Annotated in this window: 17 protein-coding genes; 8 read left to right on the top strand and 9 right to left on the bottom strand. The window is 46.6% G+C overall.

Going from position 1 to position 19916, the window contains the following annotated elements:
- Nucleotides 1–183 precede the first annotated feature (183 nt).
- Nucleotides 184–618, top strand: coding sequence for an IS200/IS605-like element ISShes8 family transposase (gene tnpA / locus KXJ80_RS02090; protein WP_039978090.1), 435 nt, complete (start codon nucleotides 184–186; stop codon nucleotides 616–618).
- 68 nt (nucleotides 619–686) lie between these two features.
- On the opposite strand, the gene KXJ80_RS02085 is transcribed toward tnpA, so the two are convergent.
- Nucleotides 687–1349: a glutathione S-transferase family protein gene (locus tag KXJ80_RS02085; protein ID WP_218737721.1), complete on the bottom strand. Its 663-nt coding sequence runs from the start codon at nucleotides 1347–1349 to the stop codon at nucleotides 687–689.
- 292 nt (nucleotides 1350–1641) lie between these two features.
- Here KXJ80_RS02085 and KXJ80_RS02080 point away from each other — a divergent pair, with 292 nt between their 5' ends.
- Nucleotides 1642–2685, top strand: a complete 1044-nt coding sequence (locus KXJ80_RS02080) for an HDOD domain-containing protein (RefSeq protein ID WP_218678120.1) — start codon at nucleotides 1642–1644, stop codon at nucleotides 2683–2685.
- A 62-nt stretch (nucleotides 2686–2747) separates the two neighbouring features.
- Here KXJ80_RS02080 and glyS read toward each other — a convergent pair whose 3' ends face one another.
- Both glyS and glyQ read right to left on the bottom strand, forming a co-directional pair.
- On the bottom strand, nucleotides 2748–4814 hold the full coding sequence (glyS, locus tag KXJ80_RS02075) for a glycine--tRNA ligase subunit beta (RefSeq protein ID WP_218737720.1): 2067 nt from the start codon (nucleotides 4812–4814) through the stop codon (nucleotides 2748–2750).
- Between the two features lie 9 nt (nucleotides 4815–4823).
- Entirely contained in the window at nucleotides 4824–5729 is a 906-nt protein-coding gene (gene glyQ, locus KXJ80_RS02070; RefSeq protein ID WP_047538190.1) for a glycine--tRNA ligase subunit alpha, read from the bottom strand.
- A 118-nt stretch (nucleotides 5730–5847) separates the two neighbouring features.
- Here glyQ and KXJ80_RS02065 point away from each other — a divergent pair, with 118 nt between their 5' ends.
- On the top strand, nucleotides 5848–6423 hold the full coding sequence (locus KXJ80_RS02065; protein WP_218737719.1) for a DNA-3-methyladenine glycosylase I: 576 nt from the start codon (nucleotides 5848–5850) through the stop codon (nucleotides 6421–6423).
- A gap of 86 nt (nucleotides 6424–6509) precedes the next feature.
- On the opposite strand, the gene KXJ80_RS02060 is transcribed toward KXJ80_RS02065, so the two are convergent.
- The 5 genes from KXJ80_RS02060 to fadB all read right to left on the bottom strand — a co-directional run bounded on the left by KXJ80_RS02060 (nucleotide 6510) and on the right by fadB (nucleotide 14341).
- Nucleotides 6510–9698: an amidohydrolase family protein gene (locus KXJ80_RS02060; protein WP_218737718.1), complete on the bottom strand. Its 3189-nt coding sequence runs from the start codon at nucleotides 9696–9698 to the stop codon at nucleotides 6510–6512.
- Nucleotides 9699–9894: 196 nt separating this feature from the next.
- Nucleotides 9895–10332 (bottom strand): MOSC domain-containing protein, encoded by a 438-nt coding sequence (locus tag KXJ80_RS02055; protein ID WP_037413487.1) that lies wholly within the window; start codon nucleotides 10330–10332, stop codon nucleotides 9895–9897.
- A gap of 35 nt (nucleotides 10333–10367) precedes the next feature.
- On the bottom strand, nucleotides 10368–10613 hold the full coding sequence (gene tusA / locus KXJ80_RS02050; RefSeq protein ID WP_037413489.1) for a sulfurtransferase TusA: 246 nt from the start codon (nucleotides 10611–10613) through the stop codon (nucleotides 10368–10370).
- Nucleotides 10614–11004: 391 nt separating this feature from the next.
- Nucleotides 11005–12168 carry an acetyl-CoA C-acyltransferase FadA gene (fadA, locus tag KXJ80_RS02045; RefSeq protein ID WP_037413491.1) on the bottom strand — a complete coding sequence of 388 codons (1164 nt, stop codon included), beginning with the start codon at nucleotides 12166–12168 and terminating at the stop codon, nucleotides 11005–11007.
- A gap of 22 nt (nucleotides 12169–12190) precedes the next feature.
- Nucleotides 12191–14341 carry a fatty acid oxidation complex subunit alpha FadB gene (gene fadB, locus KXJ80_RS02040; protein ID WP_169548719.1) on the bottom strand — a complete coding sequence of 717 codons (2151 nt, stop codon included), beginning with the start codon at nucleotides 14339–14341 and terminating at the stop codon, nucleotides 12191–12193.
- Nucleotides 14342–14784: 443 nt separating this feature from the next.
- On the opposite strand from fadB, the gene pepQ reads away from it, so the two are divergent.
- From pepQ to hemG (KXJ80_RS02020), 4 genes are all read left to right on the top strand, one after another.
- Nucleotides 14785–16104: a Xaa-Pro dipeptidase gene (gene pepQ, locus KXJ80_RS02035; RefSeq protein ID WP_089066600.1), complete on the top strand. Its 1320-nt coding sequence runs from the start codon at nucleotides 14785–14787 to the stop codon at nucleotides 16102–16104.
- 15 nt (nucleotides 16105–16119) lie between these two features.
- On the top strand, nucleotides 16120–16734 hold the full coding sequence (locus KXJ80_RS02030) for a YigZ family protein (protein WP_169548721.1): 615 nt from the start codon (nucleotides 16120–16122) through the stop codon (nucleotides 16732–16734).
- Nucleotides 16735–16811: 77 nt separating this feature from the next.
- A complete protein-coding gene (locus KXJ80_RS02025; RefSeq protein WP_218737717.1) occupies nucleotides 16812–18269 on the top strand; it encodes a TrkH family potassium uptake protein in 1458 nt (485 codons plus the stop codon).
- Between the two features lies 1 nt (nucleotide 18270).
- The gene (hemG, locus tag KXJ80_RS02020) at nucleotides 18271–18795 is read left to right on the top strand and encodes a menaquinone-dependent protoporphyrinogen IX dehydrogenase (RefSeq protein ID WP_218737716.1); all 525 of its coding nucleotides are present in this window, start codon (nucleotides 18271–18273) and stop codon (nucleotides 18793–18795) included.
- Between the two features lie 58 nt (nucleotides 18796–18853).
- Here hemG (KXJ80_RS02020) and KXJ80_RS02015 read toward each other — a convergent pair whose 3' ends face one another.
- Nucleotides 18854–19162, bottom strand: coding sequence for an ArsR/SmtB family transcription factor (locus KXJ80_RS02015; protein WP_011715321.1), 309 nt, complete (start codon nucleotides 19160–19162; stop codon nucleotides 18854–18856).
- A gap of 198 nt (nucleotides 19163–19360) precedes the next feature.
- On the opposite strand from KXJ80_RS02015, the gene hemG (KXJ80_RS02010) reads away from it, so the two are divergent.
- The gene (gene hemG, locus KXJ80_RS02010; protein ID WP_218737715.1) at nucleotides 19361–19915 is read left to right on the top strand and encodes a menaquinone-dependent protoporphyrinogen IX dehydrogenase; all 555 of its coding nucleotides are present in this window, start codon (nucleotides 19361–19363) and stop codon (nucleotides 19913–19915) included.
- The last annotated feature ends 1 nt before the right edge of the window (nucleotide 19916 follow it).

The following is a 19916-nucleotide window of genomic DNA, read 5'->3' as shown; positions in this document are numbered from 1 at the left end:
TTAATATCGTTTTTTACAGATAAAACTGATTGATAAAAAAGGGAAAGCTTAGCTTTCCCTTTTATTTTTAGCCCAAAACCACCTACTTCAGTAGGTGGTTATCATCATTTGAGGCTTTGCCTGTATACCTACCCATGTTAAATGCATCTTTGATTTTTAGCGAAGTCAAAAGAGGCAAATAACATGAGTAGATACGAGCAAGCATCGCATGTGTTCTGGCGATGTCAATATCATATAGTCTGGACACCAAAGTACCGCTTTCGGATATTGAAAGGTAATGTCGGAAAAGAGGTTTATCGATGCATTCAGGTTTATTGCCATCAAATGGGATGCATAGTCATGGAGCTAAATGTTCAAGTTGACCATGTTCATTTAGTGGTGAAGGTACCTCCGAAGATATCTATATCGAATTTAATGGGGGCGTTAAAAGGTAAGATAGCTTTGAAAATATTCAGTAAATTTCCTTACCTACGTAAGAATAAACTTTGGGGAAATCATTTTTGGCAGAGAGGATACTTCGTCGATTCGATTGGAATTAACGAGGAAATAATCCGTAGATACGTTAGGCATCAAGAGAAAGTAGAGCGGCAAGAGCAGGGTCAACTTGCTCTTGAATAAAGGCCCCCTTTTAGGGGGTTAAAACAAAGCCACCTTCTTCAGAAGGTGGATTCTTTACTTTGCAAAAATTACCTATCAACACCCGCCTCATCGGCTTCGACAATTTCAGTCTCCGCTTTTGCGGCAGTTATCCAAGCCTGCATTTCTGGCTGGCTCACAATAAATTCCATATACGCTCGGCTCGCTTGCGAGACTTCAATCTCATAGGTAAAGAAGCGCATTACCACTGGTGCAAACATCATATCGGCGATTGACCACTCGCCAAATAACCAAGTGCCCTGATTTTTGGATGGGGTAAACTCAGTCATTTGCTGAGACCAAATGCTGTCGATCCGAGCAATATCTTGCTGAACAGCGGGGTTAAGCTCGACATATCGACGGGCACGGATATTCATAGGCAGGGCATTTCGCAGGGCATGAAAGCCTGAATGCATTTCACAGGCGAGGGAGCGAGCCTTGGCTTTTTGTTTTGGGTCTTGTGGCCATGCAGTGCCTGAAAGATAACAATCATTGATATATTCACAAATCGACAGTGAATCCCAAACGGTAATGTCACCATCGACCAGTGTTGGTACTTTTAGCGTTGGCGAAATGGATTGGAGTTGCTGGTAGAAGCTATCGGTATCGAGTTTTAATAGCACTTCATCGAACTTAACGCCTGATTTCGCAGCCATTAACCAAGCTCGGAGCGACCAGCTAGAGTAGTTTTTATTGCCGATATAGAGTTTCATAAGCGCCTTCCAATTTATAGTCGTGCTAATCATTATACATTATGTTTGTTTTTCACCGAGCGGTTGTGTTGTTGCATGCTCATATTCAGCTATTCAATTTGCTCACGCTATCAAGCTAAATTGGACTATGGTTTCACGTGAAACAATTCGACTTGGTAACCTTATCTTAAGTTTGGCAACATATACTCAAGCTGCACATAATACTGATAGTGGCTGCTCTAGCATATCAATTACAATGGACGGATAATGTAATACTGGCTCAGTAAACACAGCTTTCATAGGTTGGAATATTTTGATTAAATCCATATTCAACAAAATTTTTAATATCCGTGAACAAGCAACACTTGAACGACCTAAAAGCTTTAGTCAGACCGATCTCAGCAAACCTATAACGACAGCGTCACCTAAAAAACTTGTTGAAGAGCAATGTGATACTTCGATGAGTATCGACTTAGCGGCGCTGTTTTATAGTTTGTTATTCCCCGCCAGAACCAAAGATGCTGGTGGCGTTGCTAATAACCTTGAACGGCGTGTCATGGCTGAAATAGAGCTCGCCTTAGCATCACCACAAGTGATAGCCGAAAAGGTGCTGAAGCTTCCCTCTAAGGTATTGGAGCTAGACCGTAAGTTAGCTGATCCACAGTTTGATACTAAAGACTTGTTGGCGTTAATCGAGCAAGATCCCTTACTGAGCGTCGAAGTGCTTAAGCTGTGTAACTCACCGGCCTTTAAGCGTGGAGAGCGGGAAGTGACTAGCTTGCAGCAAGCTTTAGTACAACTTGGCCGTGAACAGTTACGTTGCTTTGTGACTAGCTGCCTAGTGCGTGAGATGCTAGATATTAAACCCATTTATTTTCGGCGCTTTGGCGCTGAGATTTGGCGTCATTCAATGCAGGTGGCCTTTTTAACTAGCGAACTGAGTGAAGAAGATAGGGATACCGCATTCCTATTAGGATTACTGCATGATGTGGGTAAGCTCGCCATCTTCAAAATGTTGCTTGATGCTTTTGTGCAAGCAGAGCCTGGTGAGCAGCCAAATTCTTGGTTATTCCGACAAGTGATGACGGCCAAATCACTTACCTTAAGTGCGTTATTAGCAAGATATTGGCAGTTACCCAGTATTTTTGAAGCTGAACTGGATAAACTTGCCCACGTACATACCCGGCCGCATGAGGGGATTGCCGCAGTGGTTTGGCGCGCGAATATCATCAGTGAGATTTCGATGCTGCAGCAAGCGGGTAAATTGCCTGCTGACATGCTGAGCAACTTGTTAGCCTTGGTTGGACTCGATCAAGTTCAATTTGAGGCGTTGCATGAAAAACTCCAGCAATTTTAATAAATTGCAGCCAATAAAAAACGCGCTATCAGCGCGTTTTTTATTGGTACCTAACGTGTGACTTACTGGAGTAGAGAAATATCCGCTACATGTAAGAATTGCTCACGTAGATTATTTAGCAGGGCTAAACGGTTGTTTTTCAGGGCTTCGTCATCGGCCATTACCATCACGTCTTCGAAGAACTGGTCAACACTTTCACGTAAGCTCGCCAGCAGCGTTAATGCCTGTTGGTAATCCGCATTAGCAAACAGTGGAGCAAGCAGAGGCTGAAGTTCAGCAAGTTTTGCAGCTAACGCTTGCTCTGCTGCTTCGGCTAACAGAGCTGAATTAATCGCAGTCGGTAGTTTGCCTTCTACTTTCGCCAGAATGTTAGATACACGCTTATTCGCCGCTGCCAGAGCGCTAGAGGCTTCTAAGCTTCTGAAGTGTGATACCGCATTGATACGGCTATCAAAGTCAGCTGGGCGAGTTGGGCGACGTGCTAATACGGCGAGGATCACATCAACATCGATACCTTTATCTTGGTACCAAGCACGGAAACGTGCCATTAAGAACTCAAGCACTTCATCGCTTGCATTCGCGTTGCTTAAGTTGGTTCCATGGAGTTCCTGAGCCTTAGCAATTAGGGTCACTAAGTCTAGTGGCAGCTTGTTCTCAACGATAATGCGTAGCACACCAATGGCGGCGCGGCGTAGAGCAAATGGGTCAGCTGCGCCCTTAGGTGCCTGACCAATACCGAAGATACCGACTAAGGTATCGAGTTTATCCGCTAAAGCGACTGCGCAAGATACCGCTGCCGTCGGAACCGTATCGCCAGAGAATTTTGGCTTGTATTGCTCTTCCATGGCTAAGGCTACGGCTTCAGTTTCACCGTCTAGGCGGGCGTAATGCATGCCCATAGTGCCTTGCGTATCGGTAAACTCCATCACCATATTGGTCATTAAGTCTGTTTTAGACAATAAACCAGCGCGCGCTGCATCAACGGCGTTAGCGCCAGTTTGCTCGGCAATAAAGGCGGCTAGGGCAGAGATACGAGTCACTTTGTCTTTTAAGGTGCCGAGCTGTTGCTGGAACAACACAGTCTCAAGGCTTGGCAAACGTGATTCCAGCGTGTGCTTCTTATCGGTATTAAAGAAAAACTCAGCATCAGCCAAGCGTGGACGAACCACTTTCTCATTACCAGCAATGATTTGCGCCGGATCTTTTGATTCGATGTTCGCGACAAAGATGAAGTTTGGCAGTAACTTACCGGCATCATCGAATACTGGGAAGTATTTCTGATCGCCCTTCATCGTATAAACCAAGGCTTCTGAAGGCACGTTCAAGAACTTCTCTTCAAAGCTTGCGGTTAATACGACTGGCCATTCAACTAAAGAGGTGACTTCTTCCAGCAGGTCGTCTTCTATATCGGCGGTGCCACCAATCTTAGCGGCCGCTTTTTCGGCATCGGCTTTGATTAAGGCTTTACGGCTTTCGTAGTCGGCGATGACTTTACCTTTTTCTTTCAGCAGCGTCAGGTAGTTGTCTGCATGGTCAAGCTCGAAGCCTGTACCCATAAAGCGGTGACCACGAACATTACGTGCCGATTTAATGCCTAGCAATTCACCTTCGATTAACTCACTGCCTAACAGCATGGTAGCGGTGTGAACCGGGCGAATAAATTGTGTCTTGCTGCTTCCCCAGCGCATTGGCTTAGGAATGGGTAACTTATCCAGCGCACGTTGTGCCATCGCTGCAATTAAGCTCTTGGTTTCAACGCCTTCTACTTTGGCGTTATAAACCAGCCATTCACCTTTATCGGTCACCAAACGCTCAGCTTGGTCAACGGTAATACCGTTACCACGTGCCCAGCCTTCTGAGGCTTTCGTTGGTTTACCTTCGGCATCAAAGGCTGAGCTGACAGCTGGGCCGCGTTTTTCAACGATTTTATCCGCTTGGGCAATAGCGAGTTCTGTCACATTAATGGCAAGACGGCGGGGCGCAGCATACCAAACAGCTGATTTAAAAGCTAAATCGGCTTTGATTAATTCTTCGGTAAAGTTCGCTAAGAAAGACTCAGCCAGTTTACGCAGCGCCTTTGGTGGCAGTTCTTCGGTGCCTAACTCGATGAGTAAGTTTTCAAAATTCATGTGTTACCTCTACTTACACATTGGGAAGCCAAGCGCTTCGCGTGCCTGATAATAGGATTCAGCAACGGCTTTAGCCATTGTACGAACGCGCAGGATATAACGCTGACGTTCAGTCACTGAAATGGCGTGGCGTGCATCGAGCAGGTTGAAGGCGTGCGAGGCTTTCATCACTTGCTCATAGGCTGGCAGAGGTAATGGTTTTTCAAGCGACAATAAGTGCTGACACATTTTTTCGCATTGATCGAACAGGGCAAACATAAAGTCGACGTCTGCGTGCTCAAAGTTATAGGTCGATTGTTCAACTTCGTTTTGGTGGAACACATCGCCGTAGGTGATTAGGCCCATCGGGCCATCGGTCCATACGAGGTCGTACACGCTATCCACACCTTGGATATACATGGCGAGACGCTCTAAACCGTAGGTGATCTCACCCGTGACAGGGCTACACTCTAAGCCGCCAACCTGTTGGAAGTAAGTAAACTGAGTCACTTCCATGCCATTTAACCAGACTTCCCAGCCTAAGCCCCAAGCGCCTAGTGTTGGTGATTCCCAGTTGTCTTCCACAAAACGGATATCATGGATTTGTGTATCAATACCTAGAGCTTGCAGAGAACCTAAATAGAGTTCTTGGATATTATCCGGTGACGGTTTTAACACGACTTGGAATTGGTAGTAGTGCTGCAGACGGTTTGGGTTTTCACCGTAACGGCCGTCGGTAGGGCGGCGCGATGGCTGCACATAAGCACTGCTCATTGGCTCAGGCCCTAGAGAGCGTAGGAAAGTTTGTGGGTGGAATGTACCCGCACCGACTTCCATATCTAAAGGTTGAACGATTGCACAGCCTTGCTGCGCCCAATATTCCTGTAGGGTTAGAATGAAACCCTGAAATGTTTTTACGTCGTGTTTCGTCGTCATGTCTACTTGTCTACTGCCGTCAGCTTGAATAGAAAATGGTTTCGATTATACCTTGTAGATCTCTGCTTATGTAGGTTATTTTTTACCTTCTTTGTTAAAACGTTAAGGTAGATAGGCCATGGAAGAAATCCGCTGTAATTGGGTCAGCGATGATCCCTTGTATCGTGAGTACCACGATAAAGTGTGGGGACGCCCAGTTTATGATTCGAAGGAGTTGTTTGCCAAGCTCTGTTTAGATGGCCAACAAGCCGGGTTGTCTTGGATTACTATCTTAAAGAAGCAGCAAAACTACGAACAAGCTTTTGCGGATTTTGAGCCGACAGTAATTGCCACTTTCGACGACGCTAAGGTTGAAGAGTTGATGAACAATCCAGGTATTGTGCGTAATCGCCTTAAGATCCATTCGATTATTCGTAATGCAAAAGGCTATTTAGCCTACACTGCGGATGGCAAAGATTTTTCTGAATTTCTGTGGAGCTTCGTTGGTGGTAAGCCTTTGGTTAATCAATTTACTTCCATGTCGCAGGTGCCTGCGCAAACACCAGAATCAGAGGCAATGTCCAAGGCATTAAAAAAGCTTGGCTTTAATTTTGTTGGTCCGACGATTTGTTATGCCTTTATGCAGGCGGTGGGGATGGTGAACGATCATCTTGTTGACTGTATTTCTTATCAAGCTTGTTGTGATCATCAATAATTAATTCATTTTGCTTTGATGGGCAGCGAAATAGAAAAGGCATGTTCCACGTGGAACATGCCTTTTGTTATTTCACCTTGTTGAGATTAGATTTTCTCGAAGAAGAAAGGCTTACGCTGTTGTTTGCTGCCATTGAGTTGGTTCATCGACTCTGCATCGAACAACTTACCATTGACCATGGTATAAGTAACTTTATCTGTGACGCGAATATCCGCTAATGGATCGCCATCAATAACGATTAAGTCTGCAAGCTTACCGGTTTTAATTGAGCCAAGTTGATGCTCTAGACCGAAGGTGGTGGCTGGGTTAATGGTCGCAGTTTTGAGTACATCCATATTGCTCATGCCACCTTGAGCGAACATCCACATTTCCCAATGTGCGGCTAAACCCTCACGTTGACCGTGGGCGCCAATATTTGGATGAATGCCTAATTTATTAAACTCATTCGCCACTTTAGCAACGTTAAAATGATTGTAGTGACCGTCTGGTGCATGGGGGCGACGCATAGAGCGAGCCTGCAAAATATCGCTTGGCACATACATAGACAGGCGCGGATGGGCCCACACATCGGTCTTATCATACCAATAGTTTTCACCCGAAATACCGCCGTAGGCGACGACTAAGGTTGGAGTGTAACCGACCTTAGTTTGGCTCCAGAACTGTTTAATATCGTTATAAATATTTGCCACGGGTAACGAGTGTTCTACGGTGGTATGGCCATCGGCAACCATTGTCAGGTTATGTTGCAGTAAGCTGCCACCCTCTGGCACGACCATCATTTCGAGTTCGCGAGCGGCGGCGATAACCTGTTGTCTTTGATTGCGACGCGGTTGGTTGTAGCTCTTAACGCTAAAGGCGCCGACTTTTTTGAGTCGCTCTAAATGGAATTTTGCATCATCGAGCGAGTCGATATGCGAGGTGTATCCGGGAGCATTTGCGCCGTAGAGAATTGTTCCAGTGGAGAAAATCCGCGGGCCCACGATGTTGCCAGCTTTTTGTTGCTCAGAAGCGGCAAAGATTTCAGTGGTATCGTTCGATGGATCATGGATGGTCGTCACGCCTAGGGATAATCCAGAGTAGAGTGCCCAGTTTTGTTGGGGCACGATTTCATCATCGGCCTGGGCGCCATGGGCGTGAGCGTCAAACAAACCTGGCATAATGGATTTGCCGCTTATATCGATAACTTGTGCATCCTTTGGAATTGCCGTGTTAGCGTCGCCAACAGCAACAATATGATTGTCTTTGACGATCACGACTCCCTTATCGATGACTTGGTCATTTTCCATGGTGATCACTTTACCGCCGACAAAGGCGACTGTTCCACGTGGAACATCAGCTTTTTCAGTAAAGCCTAAGTTGATAATGCTTGGCTTAGCTTGCACGTCCTTTTTGAGATACTGCGAATCAACATCGGCTTGGTACAGTTCTGGGCCAAGAGTCCAATAGAGTTGATTACTCTTGCTATTCCAACTGATACTTTCGCCGGCTCGCACACTTAACCGAGTGACGGGAAGATTGCTGGCGTTAGGGCCGATTTCAACGGTTTCACCATGTTTAGCAAAGGGCGTCACCCAAACTTTAAAGCGCTCGGCAAAGGCGAGCTGTTTACCGTCGGGTGAGACTCTAAATTCGGTTGCATGCTTACTGCTGTAGTGAACGCGCTTATCAAACCCATCCAAGTTAATAGAGGCAAGCTGCGGTGTGTCATCTTCACCACTATTCATAAAAAATATGCGATCGGCTGAGGCTCCGAATTGTGCTTGATAGCCTTCTGCGGAGATTTTCTTATTTTGTTTGGTTTTTAAATCGACCTTGTACAGGCCTGGTTCCTGCGACCAAGTTCGAGGTGTGAGATGGCCGCCTTGGGTTTTACGATACACCACAAGTTCGCCATCGGGAGAAAAGGTGGGCTCGACGTACTTTCCTGGCTCAGTGGTAAGTTGTTTCGCTTTGCCACCTTTAGCGCTGATCACTTGTACTGTGCCTTGGTCTTGGTCATTCCAAGTTGTGAAGACAATATTTTTGCCATCACGCGACCACTGGGGATAGAGTTCTTCGATATCGTTATCTAACTCGGTTAAGCGCGACATCTTGCCATCGGGAAGTGTCTTCAACCAGATTTTACCCAATGCTTCGAAGGCGACCTTACTGCCATCCGGTGAAACTTGTGCCATTCGCAGCATTTTTACATCGAATACATCTTTATCAATATCTTGTTTAAAGCGTACTGAAGGCTGAACGTCTAATTGGATTTTTACGGAAAATGGAATATCGGTGACCGTTTTATTCGCAACGTTGAGGCGGTTAATTTTGCCCTTAGCCCAGAAGAAGATGTCTTTGTTGTCTGGAGTCCATGCCATCGTCGGGTAAACACCATGGATTGCCCAAGTCTCTTGCATATCGCGGTCTAAATCGCCGAACAGTTTAGTGGTTTCACCGGATTTCAAATCAAGCAAATATAAGGATGATTGGAAATCATCACGCTTGATGTAGGCTAGTTTGGTGCCATCAGGACTTGGGGTTGGGCGAATGGCTCCGCCAGTCCCTTCTATCAGAATTTCGATATCACCTGTTTTGGTATCGTAACGCTTGATTTTATAGATGCCGTTTACTGAGTCTTTAGAGTAATGGAAGGTTTTTCCTGGGGTGTCATCTTGGCTGAAATAGATATAGCGGCCATCGGGTGAATAGGCGGGTTCGCCTAAGTCTTTCTCATCATTTGGGCGTTTGGTGAGTTTTACACCTTCGCCACCTGCTACATGGTAGAGCCAGACTTCGCCGGCACCTAAACTACGACTGGCGGTAAAATGTTTACGACCCACTAAATATTGCGAATCAGGGCTCCACGCTGGGCTGTTGAGTAAGCGAAAGGTTTCTGATGTGACGGTGCGTGGATTGCTGCCATCGGCATCCATAATCCAAATATTGTCACCACCATCCGCATCCGAGGTAAAGGCGATGTGTTTACCATCAGGGCTATAAACGGGCTGCATTTGCCAGGCTATGCCTTGAGCTAATGGTCTTGCTTCACCTCCCGTGACTGGGATTTGATAAATATCACCGAGTAAATCGAATACTAAATGTTTGCCGTCTGGACTGACACTGATGTTCATCCAAGTGCCTTCGGTTACATCTATTGCCACTTTTTCTAGCGGGGCATTGGCTGGCGCATTGACGTCCCAACTCGTTTTTTGGGCGTCTGCTGCCTGTACAGCGTGGGAGTTAAGGCCAAGCATCAGGGCGATATAAAGCGGTGTCAGCTTAGGTTTCAACATGTTATGTCCTGTTATCGTTATTCTAGGGCTTGATTGTTATCAGGTTGGATAAATATTTGTTAATGCTACGCTAAGTTATCGCACAAATACCCTGTAAGGAAAACGGAAATACTGTTTCAATTAATGACCGAGGGGCAGCAGCTGAGGTGGAGAAACTGTGGGAGAGTAATGCAGCTTACTCTCCAGGAAGTGATGATTAGTTTAATGTGACGGGATCGCCGATGTGGATCATGGCATCATTGATGACACGGCAAGTGACACCGCCTCGCCAATCAGGTGTAAGTGCTGACTCTAAGCCGGCATGAGCTTGGTCCATCTTTTTACAGGGATCAGTTTCTCCTGTGACTTCGAGGCAGAGATCCCCAATCAGTAACTGCTTACCCACATCGGCAGGACTAAAAGTTAATCCATCGACTAAAAGATTGGCGCGGCGAGTCGTCCAAGGTAAATTTGCACCTATACTTTGACACGCTATTTGCCATTGCTGGAGCGAGAGTACTGTGACTTGCCTTTTGCCTGGGCGACCAAATACATCTTTTTCAATACCGCTGTGCTGGGTGACATTCGCGCACAGCACCTCATTCATTGGTCCGCGTTTAATCGTTTTATAGGCGATAGCAACTAGTTTCGGCATGTTTGATGTCCTTATCCTAATGTCGATGTTGGGACTTAGAGTCCCTTTTTAATCAAATATTGATAGGGTGTTTGATTGGTTTCACTGGCGATCAGTGTGTGATCCATAAACTCACAAAAACTGGGAATATCACGGGTAGTAGCAGGATCATCCGCGATGATAAGCAGTGTTTCTCCTTGAGCCATTTGTCTTACCGTTTTACGCACCATCATTACAGGTTCTGGGCAGCGCAAACCAAGAGCATCCAGTTTGTGTTGTGCGGTTGTGAAAACGTCGTTCATATGACCTCGACTGAACGGTTAAACAGAATTGGCTAATGTTACTCCAGTGGTTTGGATAAACCAAGTTGGCGGCCTGATTTTGTGATGCAACGGGTAATTGGTTTTATTCCGTTTTATTCGAGAGTCAGGATTAGTGAGATGTTTCACGTGGAACAATGTTATTTCGTGGTCTCTAATCTTTCTCAAATGCTTGAGAATGGGATGGATCTCTTCATCATAAAAAATACGGGACTTTTATAGCTGCTATAAAATCGAGATAATCTAACTTTAAGCGTTTTTGGCTTAGCAACTTTATCATCGACGTTTTAGCGTGGCATTATTTCACAATGATTTTAAAGCTGCATAAAAAAGCCGGAACTGAGTCCGGCTTTGAAGGAAGAATCGTTAAGGATTAAACGCGTTCGAAAACGGTTGCAATACCTTGGCCTAAACCGATACACATAGTGGCTAAACCTAAGGTTGCATCTTTGTGTTCCATCAGGTTGATCAGCGTCGTTGAAATACGCGCACCAGAGCAACCCAGTGGATGGCCAAGCGCGATAGCACCACCATTGAGGTTAATTTTCTCATCGACCACATCCAACAGGCCTAAATCTTTAACGCAGGGTAAAGATTGTGCGGCAAAGGCTTCGTTTAGTTCAATAACATCTAAATCAGCAACGGTAATGCCTGCGCGAGCCAGTGCTTTTTGCGTGGCTGGCACTGGGCCGTAACCCATAATAGCTGCGTCACAACCTGCAACCGCCATAGAGCGAATGCGAGCACGGATTGGTAGACCCAAAGCGCGCGCTTTAGATTCTTCCATAATTAACATCGCTGAAGCACCGTCGGATAAGGCTGATGAGGTACCCGCAGTCACAGTACCGTTTGCAGGGTCGAATACTGGGCGCAGTGCTGCTAACGATTCCATGGTCGTTTCTGGGCGAATCACTTCGTCGTGCAGTACTTTAATCAGTGCACCGTTAGCATCATGGCCTTCGATGCCATAGATTTCCTTGGCAAAACGGCCTTCAACTGTGGCTGCGTAAGCGCGTTGGTGTGAACGAACAGCAAAGGCATCCTGCTGCTCACGGGTGATGCCGTGGAGCTTGCCGAGCATTTCTGCGGTTAAGCCCATCATGCCGGAGGCTTTAGCGACGTTATTGGCTAAACCAGGGTGGAAGTCCACACCATGGTTCATCGGCACATGGCCCATATGCTCAACACCACCGATGATAAAGGTGTCGCCCATGCCGGTCATAATGGCACGTGCCGCTTGGTGGATGGCTTCCATTGAAGAACCACATAGGCGGTTTACTGTCACGGCGCCAGCCGTTTTCGGGATACCTGCCAGCAATGATGCGTTACGGGCAATGTTGAAGCCTTGCTCTAGGGTTTGCTGCACGCAGCCCCAAATAACGTCTTCAATAGTATTGGGATCTAATTGCGGGTTACGCAGTAATAGACCTTTCATTAATTCGGCAGAGAGTGTTTCTGCACGTACATTACGGAACACCCCAGCCTTAGAACGGCCCATAGGAGTACGAATGCAATCTACGATAACAGCTTGTTTCATAATTAAATTCCTTTCCCGCTAATTAGGCTTGGTAGTAGCTACCGTTGTTGGCTGCAAGGGCGCGCATGGCGTCGGTGACTTGATACAAACCACCTAAGTGAGCGTATTTGTCTGCTAAAGCCACAAAGTTCGCTACGCCCATAGTATCTAAGTAACGGAACACACCACCACGGAATGGTGGGAAGCCTAAACCGTAGACTAAGCCCATATCTGCTTCGGCAGGTGATGCCACAATGCCTTCTTCTAAACAGCGAACGGTTTCGATAATCATTGGGATCATAGTGCGTGCGATGATTTCATCCGCATCGAATGCTTTTTGTTCACCAAAGGCGGCCTTCAGCAGCTCGTAGCTGGTTGGGTCGACGTCTTTCTTTGGCTTACCGCGGCTATCCACAGAGTAAGCGTAGAAGCCTTTGCCATTCTTCTGACCGAGACGTTTGTTCTCGAACATCACGTCAATCGCGTCATTGCCGGATTTGCCCATACGATCGGGGAAGCCTTCGGCCATTACTGCTTGGGCGTGGTGGCCAGTGTCTAAGCCGACAACGTCTAGCAGATAAGCAGGGCCCATTGGCCAGCCGAATTGTTTTTCCATCACTTTGTCGATAGCGGCAAAGTCGCCACCTTCGGCGAGCAGGCCGTTAAAGCCAGCAAAGTAAGGGAAGAGGACGCGGTTAACGAAGAAGCCCGGGCAATCGTTAACAACGATTGGGGTTTTACCCATTTTGCTTGCGTAAGCGACAACAGATGCGATGGTTTCTTCTGAGCTGTGCTCGCCACGGATAACTTCAACTAATGGCATTTTGTGCACTGGGTTGAAGAAGTGCATACCACAGAAGCGCTCAGGCTTCTTCATGCTCTTCGCGAGCAGGTTAATTGAAATAGTTGACGTGTTAGAGGCGATAATCGCATCTTCACTGACGTATTGCTCAACTTCAGCCAGTACTTGTGCTTTCACTTTTGGATGCTCAACTACAGCTTCGACAACTACGTCAGCATGTTTCACTGGGGCATAGTCTAATGCTGGGGTGATGTTGTTCAGCACTTTAGCCATTTTTTCTGGGGTAGAGCGGCCACGAGCAACTTGCGCAGATAACAGTTTGGCGGCTTCGCCTAAACCTAAATCTAATGCAGGTTGAGCGATATCCTTCATCACGATTGGCGTGCCTTTGCTGGCGCTTTGGTAAGCGATACCGCCACCCATAATGCCTGCACCTAATACGGCTGCGCTTTTCACATCTTTAGCGAGTTTGCCCGCTTTCTTCGCTTTGCCTTTAACGAATTGATCATTAAGGAAGATACCGATTAGTGCTTTGGCTACATCGGTTTTCGCTAACTTGATAAACGCTTGATGTTCAATTTGTAGTGCTTCGGCGCGGCCTTTGGTCGACGCTTGTTCAACTACGTTTACCGCTGCCATTGGTGCTGGGTAATGTTTGCCTGCGACAGAGAAAACCATGCCTTTAGCGGTCGTGAAAGACATCATGGCTTCGAGTTTAGGCAGTGTCAGTGGCGATAATTTGCGTTGGCGACGCGCTTGCCAATCAAGTTTTTCTGCTACTGCATCTTTTAGCATTTGAATCGCCGCAGCTTCTAAGGCTTCTGGAGCGACAACGGCGTCAACAGCGCCGACTTTTAATGCATCTTCGCCGCTTTGGTCTTTACCCGTGGTGATCCACTCAAGGGCGTTGTCTGCCCCAATCACACGTGGTAAACGCACTGTGCCACCAAAGCCTGGGATGATGCCTAGCTTGGTTTCGGGTAGACCGATTTTGGCTGTGGTGTCGGCGATACGGAAATCCGTTGCCAGAATGGTTTCACAACCGCCGCCTAGGGCAAAACCTTTAATTGCAGAAGCGGTTGGGAAAGGTAAATCTTCAAGTTTATTGAATACGGCATTAGCCTGTTCAACCCAAGAGAGCAGTACTGAATCATCTTGTGCGAATAAGCCTAAAAATTCAGTAATGTCGGCACCCACGATAAAGGTATCTTTACCTGAGGTCAGCACTAATGCCTGAATGTTTGTTTGTTGTTTAATGCTGTCTAATGCGGCATCGAGTGAGGCGAGTGTTTCTCTGTCGAATTTGTTCACCGAACCGGGTGCGTTAAAGCACAGCTTGGCAATATTATCCTCGAGTAACTCAACCTGAATTGTAGGACTTTGGTAGATCATTGCTTGCTTCCTTTTGGCTTAAAAGTGATACCCACCATTATTTTTTGGTGTTAGTACGACTCTCTATCTCACAGCAGCTTCGGCCATCATTTGACCAGTTGTGTGCCAGTGTGCTTCGAAATTCGATAAATTACAACACCCAATTTAAACGACTGTTTAATTTCTTGTCGGCTAGAGTGAATTTTCAGCTTTGTGATACACTGCACAAAGTGTAGAAGTGCCAGATTACGCGAAAGAGTACGTAGTGGGAATTTGTTCTTTAGCGGTATTACTCGCTGGCTAGTTGGGTAATTTTATTTTTAGAATTAAAAGCATAGGCTTAAATCGAGAATTTGCTACCCCGTGCGAAATGAGGGCGTAAGTAGAGGAAAACACTGAGCCTATATGGCTTAGTCAGATTTGCGGTTTTTTTATTAACTATCGTTCATTACAGGATATGAAACATGGATCACTTGGCTCATCACTATCATGCCCACATCGCCGAGCTTAATCGTCGAGTTGCTGAAATTGTATCGCGTGAAGCATTATCAGGTTTAGTGATCCACTCGGGTCAGCCACATCGAATGTTTTTGGACGACATTAATTATCCTTTTAAAGCCAATCCCCATTTCAAGGCCTGGTTACCTGTGTTGGATAACCCTAACTGTTGGTTAGTGGTGAATGGTCGCGATAAGCCGCAACTGATTTTTTATCGCCCAGTGGATTTTTGGCATAAGGTGTCTGACGTGCCGGAGATGTTCTGGACCGAGCATTTTGAGATCAAATTACTCACTAAGGCCGATAAGGTTGCCGAGCTATTGCCTAGCGATATCACCAACTGGGCTTATTTGGGTGAGCATTTAGATGTGGCTGAGGTGCTGGGTTTCACCAGTCGCAATCCTGACTCTGTGATGAGCTATCTGCATTTTCACCGTACCACTAAAACCGAATATGAACTCGAATGTATGCGCCGTGCGAACCAGATCGCGGTGCAAGGGCATTTAGCGGCTAAAAATGCCTTCTATAACGGTGCCAGCGAGTTTGAAATTCAGCAGCAGTATTTATCTGCCGTGGGACAGGGCGAGAACGAAGTGCCCTACGGTAACATCATTGCCTTAAACCAAAATGCGGCGATTTTGCATTACACTGCGCTCGAGCACCAAAATCCGGCGCGACGTTTATCTTTTTTAATTGATGCGGGTGCGAGCTACTTTGGCTATGCGTCGGATATCACTCGTACCTATGCGTTTGAGAAGAATCGCTTTGATGAATTGATCACTGCCATGAACAAGGCGCAGCTCGAACTGATCGATATGATGCGCCCGGGTGTGCGTTATCCCGATTTACACTTGGCGACCCATGGCAAAGTCGCGCAAATGCTGCTGGATTTTGAGTTAGCCACGGGCGATGCCCAAGGTTTAGTCGACCAAGGCATTACCAGTGCCTTCTTCCCCCATGGACTCGGTCATATGCTAGGCTTGCAAGTGCATGATGTGGGAGGTTTTGCCTTCGATGAACGTGGCACTCATATTCCGGCGCCTGAAGCCCATCCATTCCTGCGTTGCACCCGTATTTTGGCGCCAAACCAAGTGCTTACGATGGAGCCAGGATTATACATTATCGACACTTTACTCAATGAGCTAAAACAAGATAGCCGTGGCCAGCAGATCAATTGGCGCACCGTTGATGAGTTGCGACCTTTTGGCGGCATTCGTATCGAGGATAATGTGATTGTGCATCAGGATCGAAACGAAAATATGACCCGCGAACTGGGCTTAGCGTGATTTTAGGGAGAGCGAGTGCTCGAAAGTTATCTGATACCGAGTGAAAATGTGCAGATAGAAGAAGAGATAAAGCATAGCCGCTTTATCTCTTTTCTATTTCATTGCACAAGTTTAGAACAGCTGAAGTTAGTACTCACTGACATAAAGCGAGATTATCCTGGCGCCAGCCATTACTGCTATGCCTTTATTACTGGAGCGCCCAACGACAGCATTGCCATCGGTTCGAGTGACGATGGTGAGCCAGCGGGCAGCGCTGGTCGTCCAATGCTCGCAGTATTACAAGGCGCGAATCTTGGCGAAGTCGGTGCCGTGGTGGTGCGTTTCTATGGCGGTACTAAGTTAGGTGTGGGCGGTTTAGTGCGTGCCTATACCTCAGGATTACGCCAAGGTTTAGGGCAATTGCCGACGCGATTGAAGCAATTACGTTATCCAGCCAAACTGCATTGTGATTACACTCAATTAAGGGATGTCGAACATTTATTACAACAGTTAGAAGCGGTGATCATCGATAAGCAATTTGCCGAAGCCGTTGATATCCATTTTGAAATAGGCAAACAGCAACAGGGTATATTGAATGAATCACTGGCAACGTTGAGTCAGGGTAGCCTGCGAGCAGAGTTTGAGCTGTGATGCCTGCGTAAATTATGCCAAAATATGCAAAATGCTGAAAATACCTTTGCAGCCAATGGAATAATTGAACACGCGGAATGCAATACAAAACCATAATAAGAATCATAGGTCTGCTAATCGGCCTGTTCTCCATCACTATGCTGCCGCCAGCCTTAATCGCCATTTGGTATAACGATGGCGGTGGTACTGCGTTTATTCAGGCATTTTTTGTTAGCTTATTTATCGGTTTTTGGCTCTGGTATCCTAATCGTCGCTGCAAAGAGGAATTACGAACTCGCGAGGGTTTCCTGATCGTAGTTTTGTTCTGGACAGTGCTTGGCTCCATCGGTGCCTTACCCTTTATCTTCTCAAGCCAACCCGATCTCAGCTGGACCGATAGTTTCTTCGAATCATTCTCCGCACTAACTACCACAGGAGCCACAGTCATTGTCGGACTGGACTCCTTACCTAAGGCCATTCTGTTTTATCGACATATGCTGCAATGGCTCGGCGGTATGGGGATCATTGTTCTAGCTGTGGCGATTCTGCCTGTGCTTGGAGTTGGGGGCATGCAGCTGTATCGCGCCGAGATTCCAGGGCCTGTGAAGGACAGTAAGATGACGCCGAGGATTGCCGAAACGGCTAAGGCGTTATGGTACATCTATCTACTGCTGACCATCACCTGTGCTGGCGCCTATTGGCTGGCGGGGATGAGCGTATTCGATGCCGTGTGTCACTCGTTTTCGACCATCGCCATCGGGGGCTTTTCGACCCACGATGCCAGTATGGGCTACTTTAACAGCCCTGTAATCAATCTGATTTGCGTATTCTTTTTGATTGTCTCAGCGGTGAACTTTAGCGTGCACTTTGCGGCATTTTCGCGCCGCGGTATCAATTTTAGAGTCTATTTTCGAGACACTGAGTTCAAGATGCTGGTGGCAATTCAGTTAGTGCTAACGGCGATTTGTTTCTTAACCCTTTATCACTCAGGGATTTATGACTCGCCAGAAGAAACCTTAAATCACGCCTTATTCCAAGCGGTTTCGGTGGCGACAACCGCTGGCTTTGGTACTGAAAGTTTCCATATGTGGCCGCTTTTCCTGCCGATTCTGTTGATCTTCTCAAGCTTTATCGGTGGTTGTGGTGGTTCAACTGCGGGCGGGATTAAGGTGATCCGAGTTATCCTGCTGCTGTTGCAAGGTTCACGCGAACTTAAGCGCTTGGTTCACCCTAAGGCGATGTTCTCGATTCGTATTGGCTCCAAGGCGTTACCTGACCGGGTTGTCGATGCCGTATGGGGATTTTTCTCCGCCTACGCTTTAGTTTTCGTACTGTGTATGTTGGCGCTAATGGCCATGGGGCTGGACGATATTACGGCCTTTAGTGCCACCGCTGCCTGTTTAAATAACCTTGGCCCAGGGCTTGGGGAAGTGGCGAGTAACTATGCCAGTATCGGTGATGGCGCCAAATGGGTGCTGGTGGTGGCCATGTTATTTGGTCGCCTCGAAGTCTTTACCTTGTTGATTTTGTTCACGCCAACTTTCTGGAAGGATTGATATGCAGACATTAATAATCTATTCGACAATCGATGGCCAAACACTGGAAATTTGCCGAAAAATCAAAACGCTTGCCGAACAAGCGGGTGAGCAGGTGTCGTTAGTCACCTTAGAGCAGGCCGAGGCCTTAAGTCTTGTCGATTTCGATAAAGTGCTGATTGGTGCGAGTATTCGTTATGGTAAACATAGACCTGAGCTATATCAGTTTGTAAATCGCAACCACGCGGTGTTAAGTGCAAAAATTAACGGTTTTTTCACTGTAAATGTGGTGGCGCGTAAGCCATTAAAGAACACGCCAGAAACGAATCCTTACATGCAAAAGTTCCTTAAATTATCGCTGTGGCAACCACAGCAATTGGCAGTTTTTGCAGGCAAGATTGATTACCCTAAATACGGCTTATTCGACCGCACCATGATCCGCTTTATCATGTGGATGACTAAAGGGCCGACTGACCTGAAGGGCACCTTCGAGTTTACCGATTGGGGTAAAGTCGAAGCCTTCGGAACGCACTTTAGCAAGCTGTAAAAATGATAAAACCTAGTCTCAGCTAGGGCTTTATGACTGCATGGCGTCGTTTAACGATTTATACCGCGCAGTAACGACTATGTAGAATGGAAATCACTTGGGTGACTTGTTCATTCTTAAGCTTGTAATACACAATCTGGGAGCTCTTACGGGTATCGACTAAGTCTTCGGCTCGCAATACTGCTAAATGCTGTGATAGTGCCGATTGGCTTAAAGGAACTGTCGCATTCAGTTCCGTCACGCTCAGCTCTTTATCCAGTAAAAGGCACAGAATCATTAAGCGATAAGGATTCGCTATAGCTTTAAGCCATTTAGCCGCACTTTCCGCATTAGTTACCATTGCATTTACATCTATATCATTTTGCATAAGGTACTCACTTGATCGCTTTTGATTAGATAATTCTAATTGAACATGTTTCTATACGCAATCATACTGCTCGGCAATTCAGATCTCAATTTTTGCATTTCAGAATATGAGACAACGCTGATTTGTGATCCTATCAGGGGTTTATTTAACAGATGATTGCCACAATGGTGCCACACTTTAACGGAACGGGAATACCCCATGACACGCATTTTGGTGCTTTATTTTACCCGTGGTGGCCACACGGCCAAGATTGCGAATGCAATCGCGCAGCAATTGACTCTGCGTGGTGCTGAGGTTGACTTAGTCGACATCAATAGTGCGGCTGCAACAAGGATTAACTGGCCCGATTATCAACTGGTGGCTTTGGGGGCTTGCGTACTCTATGGTACCTATGACAAAAGCGTATTCCAGTTTATTGAACAACATTCGCAAGCGTTGAGTGCGTTGCCAAACAGTTTTTTCTGCGTCAATGTGGTGGCGCGTAATCCTGAAAAACGTATTCCAGAGAACAATAAATACCTGCAAAAATTCATAACCTTATCACCTTGGACTCCCGCCGATTTGAAGATTATTGCTGGTAAGGTGGATTACCCTTCGTGGCCTTGGTACGACAGATTAATGATCCGATTGATTATGAAAATCACCAAAGGGCCAACGGATCCTAAGGCGGTGATCGATTATACCGACTGGGAAGATGTGAAGGTCTATGCCGACCATTTGCTGACCTTGGCCAAGGTTGCTGAGCCCGCCTAAT

Origin of the sequence: Shewanella xiamenensis, assembly GCF_024971755.1 — a bacterium.
Classification (GTDB): domain Bacteria; phylum Pseudomonadota; class Gammaproteobacteria; order Enterobacterales; family Shewanellaceae; genus Shewanella; species Shewanella xiamenensis.
The sequence above is the reverse complement of the archived record's forward strand: the minus strand, read 5'-3'. Positions and strand labels throughout refer to the sequence as shown.

Coding starts and splice junctions, on each gene's coding strand:
- KXJ80_RS02015 (WP_011715321.1), bottom strand. CDS start 19,162: ATGCAAAATGATATAGATGTAAATGCAATGGTAACTAATGCGGAAAGT.
- glyS (WP_218737720.1), bottom strand. CDS start 4,814: ATGAATTTTGAAAACTTACTCATCGAGTTAGGCACCGAAGAACTGCCA.
- glyQ (WP_047538190.1), bottom strand. CDS start 5,729: ATGACGACGAAACACGACGTAAAAACATTTCAGGGTTTCATTCTAACC.
- pepQ (WP_089066600.1), top strand. CDS start 14,785: ATGGATCACTTGGCTCATCACTATCATGCCCACATCGCCGAGCTTAAT.
- KXJ80_RS02065 (WP_218737719.1), top strand. CDS start 5,848: ATGGAAGAAATCCGCTGTAATTGGGTCAGCGATGATCCCTTGTATCGT.
- KXJ80_RS02060 (WP_218737718.1), bottom strand. CDS start 9,698: ATGTTGAAACCTAAGCTGACACCGCTTTATATCGCCCTGATGCTTGGC.
- tusA (WP_037413489.1), bottom strand. CDS start 10,613: ATGAACGACGTTTTCACAACCGCACAACACAAACTGGATGCTCTTGGT.
- fadB (WP_169548719.1), bottom strand. CDS start 14,341: ATGATCTACCAAAGTCCTACAATTCAGGTTGAGTTACTCGAGGATAAT.
- KXJ80_RS02055 (WP_037413487.1), bottom strand. CDS start 10,332: ATGCCGAAACTAGTTGCTATCGCCTATAAAACGATTAAACGCGGACCA.
- fadA (WP_037413491.1), bottom strand. CDS start 12,168: ATGAAACAAGCTGTTATCGTAGATTGCATTCGTACTCCTATGGGCCGT.
- hemG (WP_218737715.1), top strand. CDS start 19,361: ATGACACGCATTTTGGTGCTTTATTTTACCCGTGGTGGCCACACGGCC.
- KXJ80_RS02085 (WP_218737721.1), bottom strand. CDS start 1,349: ATGAAACTCTATATCGGCAATAAAAACTACTCTAGCTGGTCGCTCCGA.
- KXJ80_RS02025 (WP_218737717.1), top strand. CDS start 16,812: ATGCAATACAAAACCATAATAAGAATCATAGGTCTGCTAATCGGCCTG.
- tnpA (WP_039978090.1), top strand. CDS start 184: ATGAGTAGATACGAGCAAGCATCGCATGTGTTCTGGCGATGTCAATAT.
- hemG (WP_218737716.1), top strand. CDS start 18,271: ATGCAGACATTAATAATCTATTCGACAATCGATGGCCAAACACTGGAA.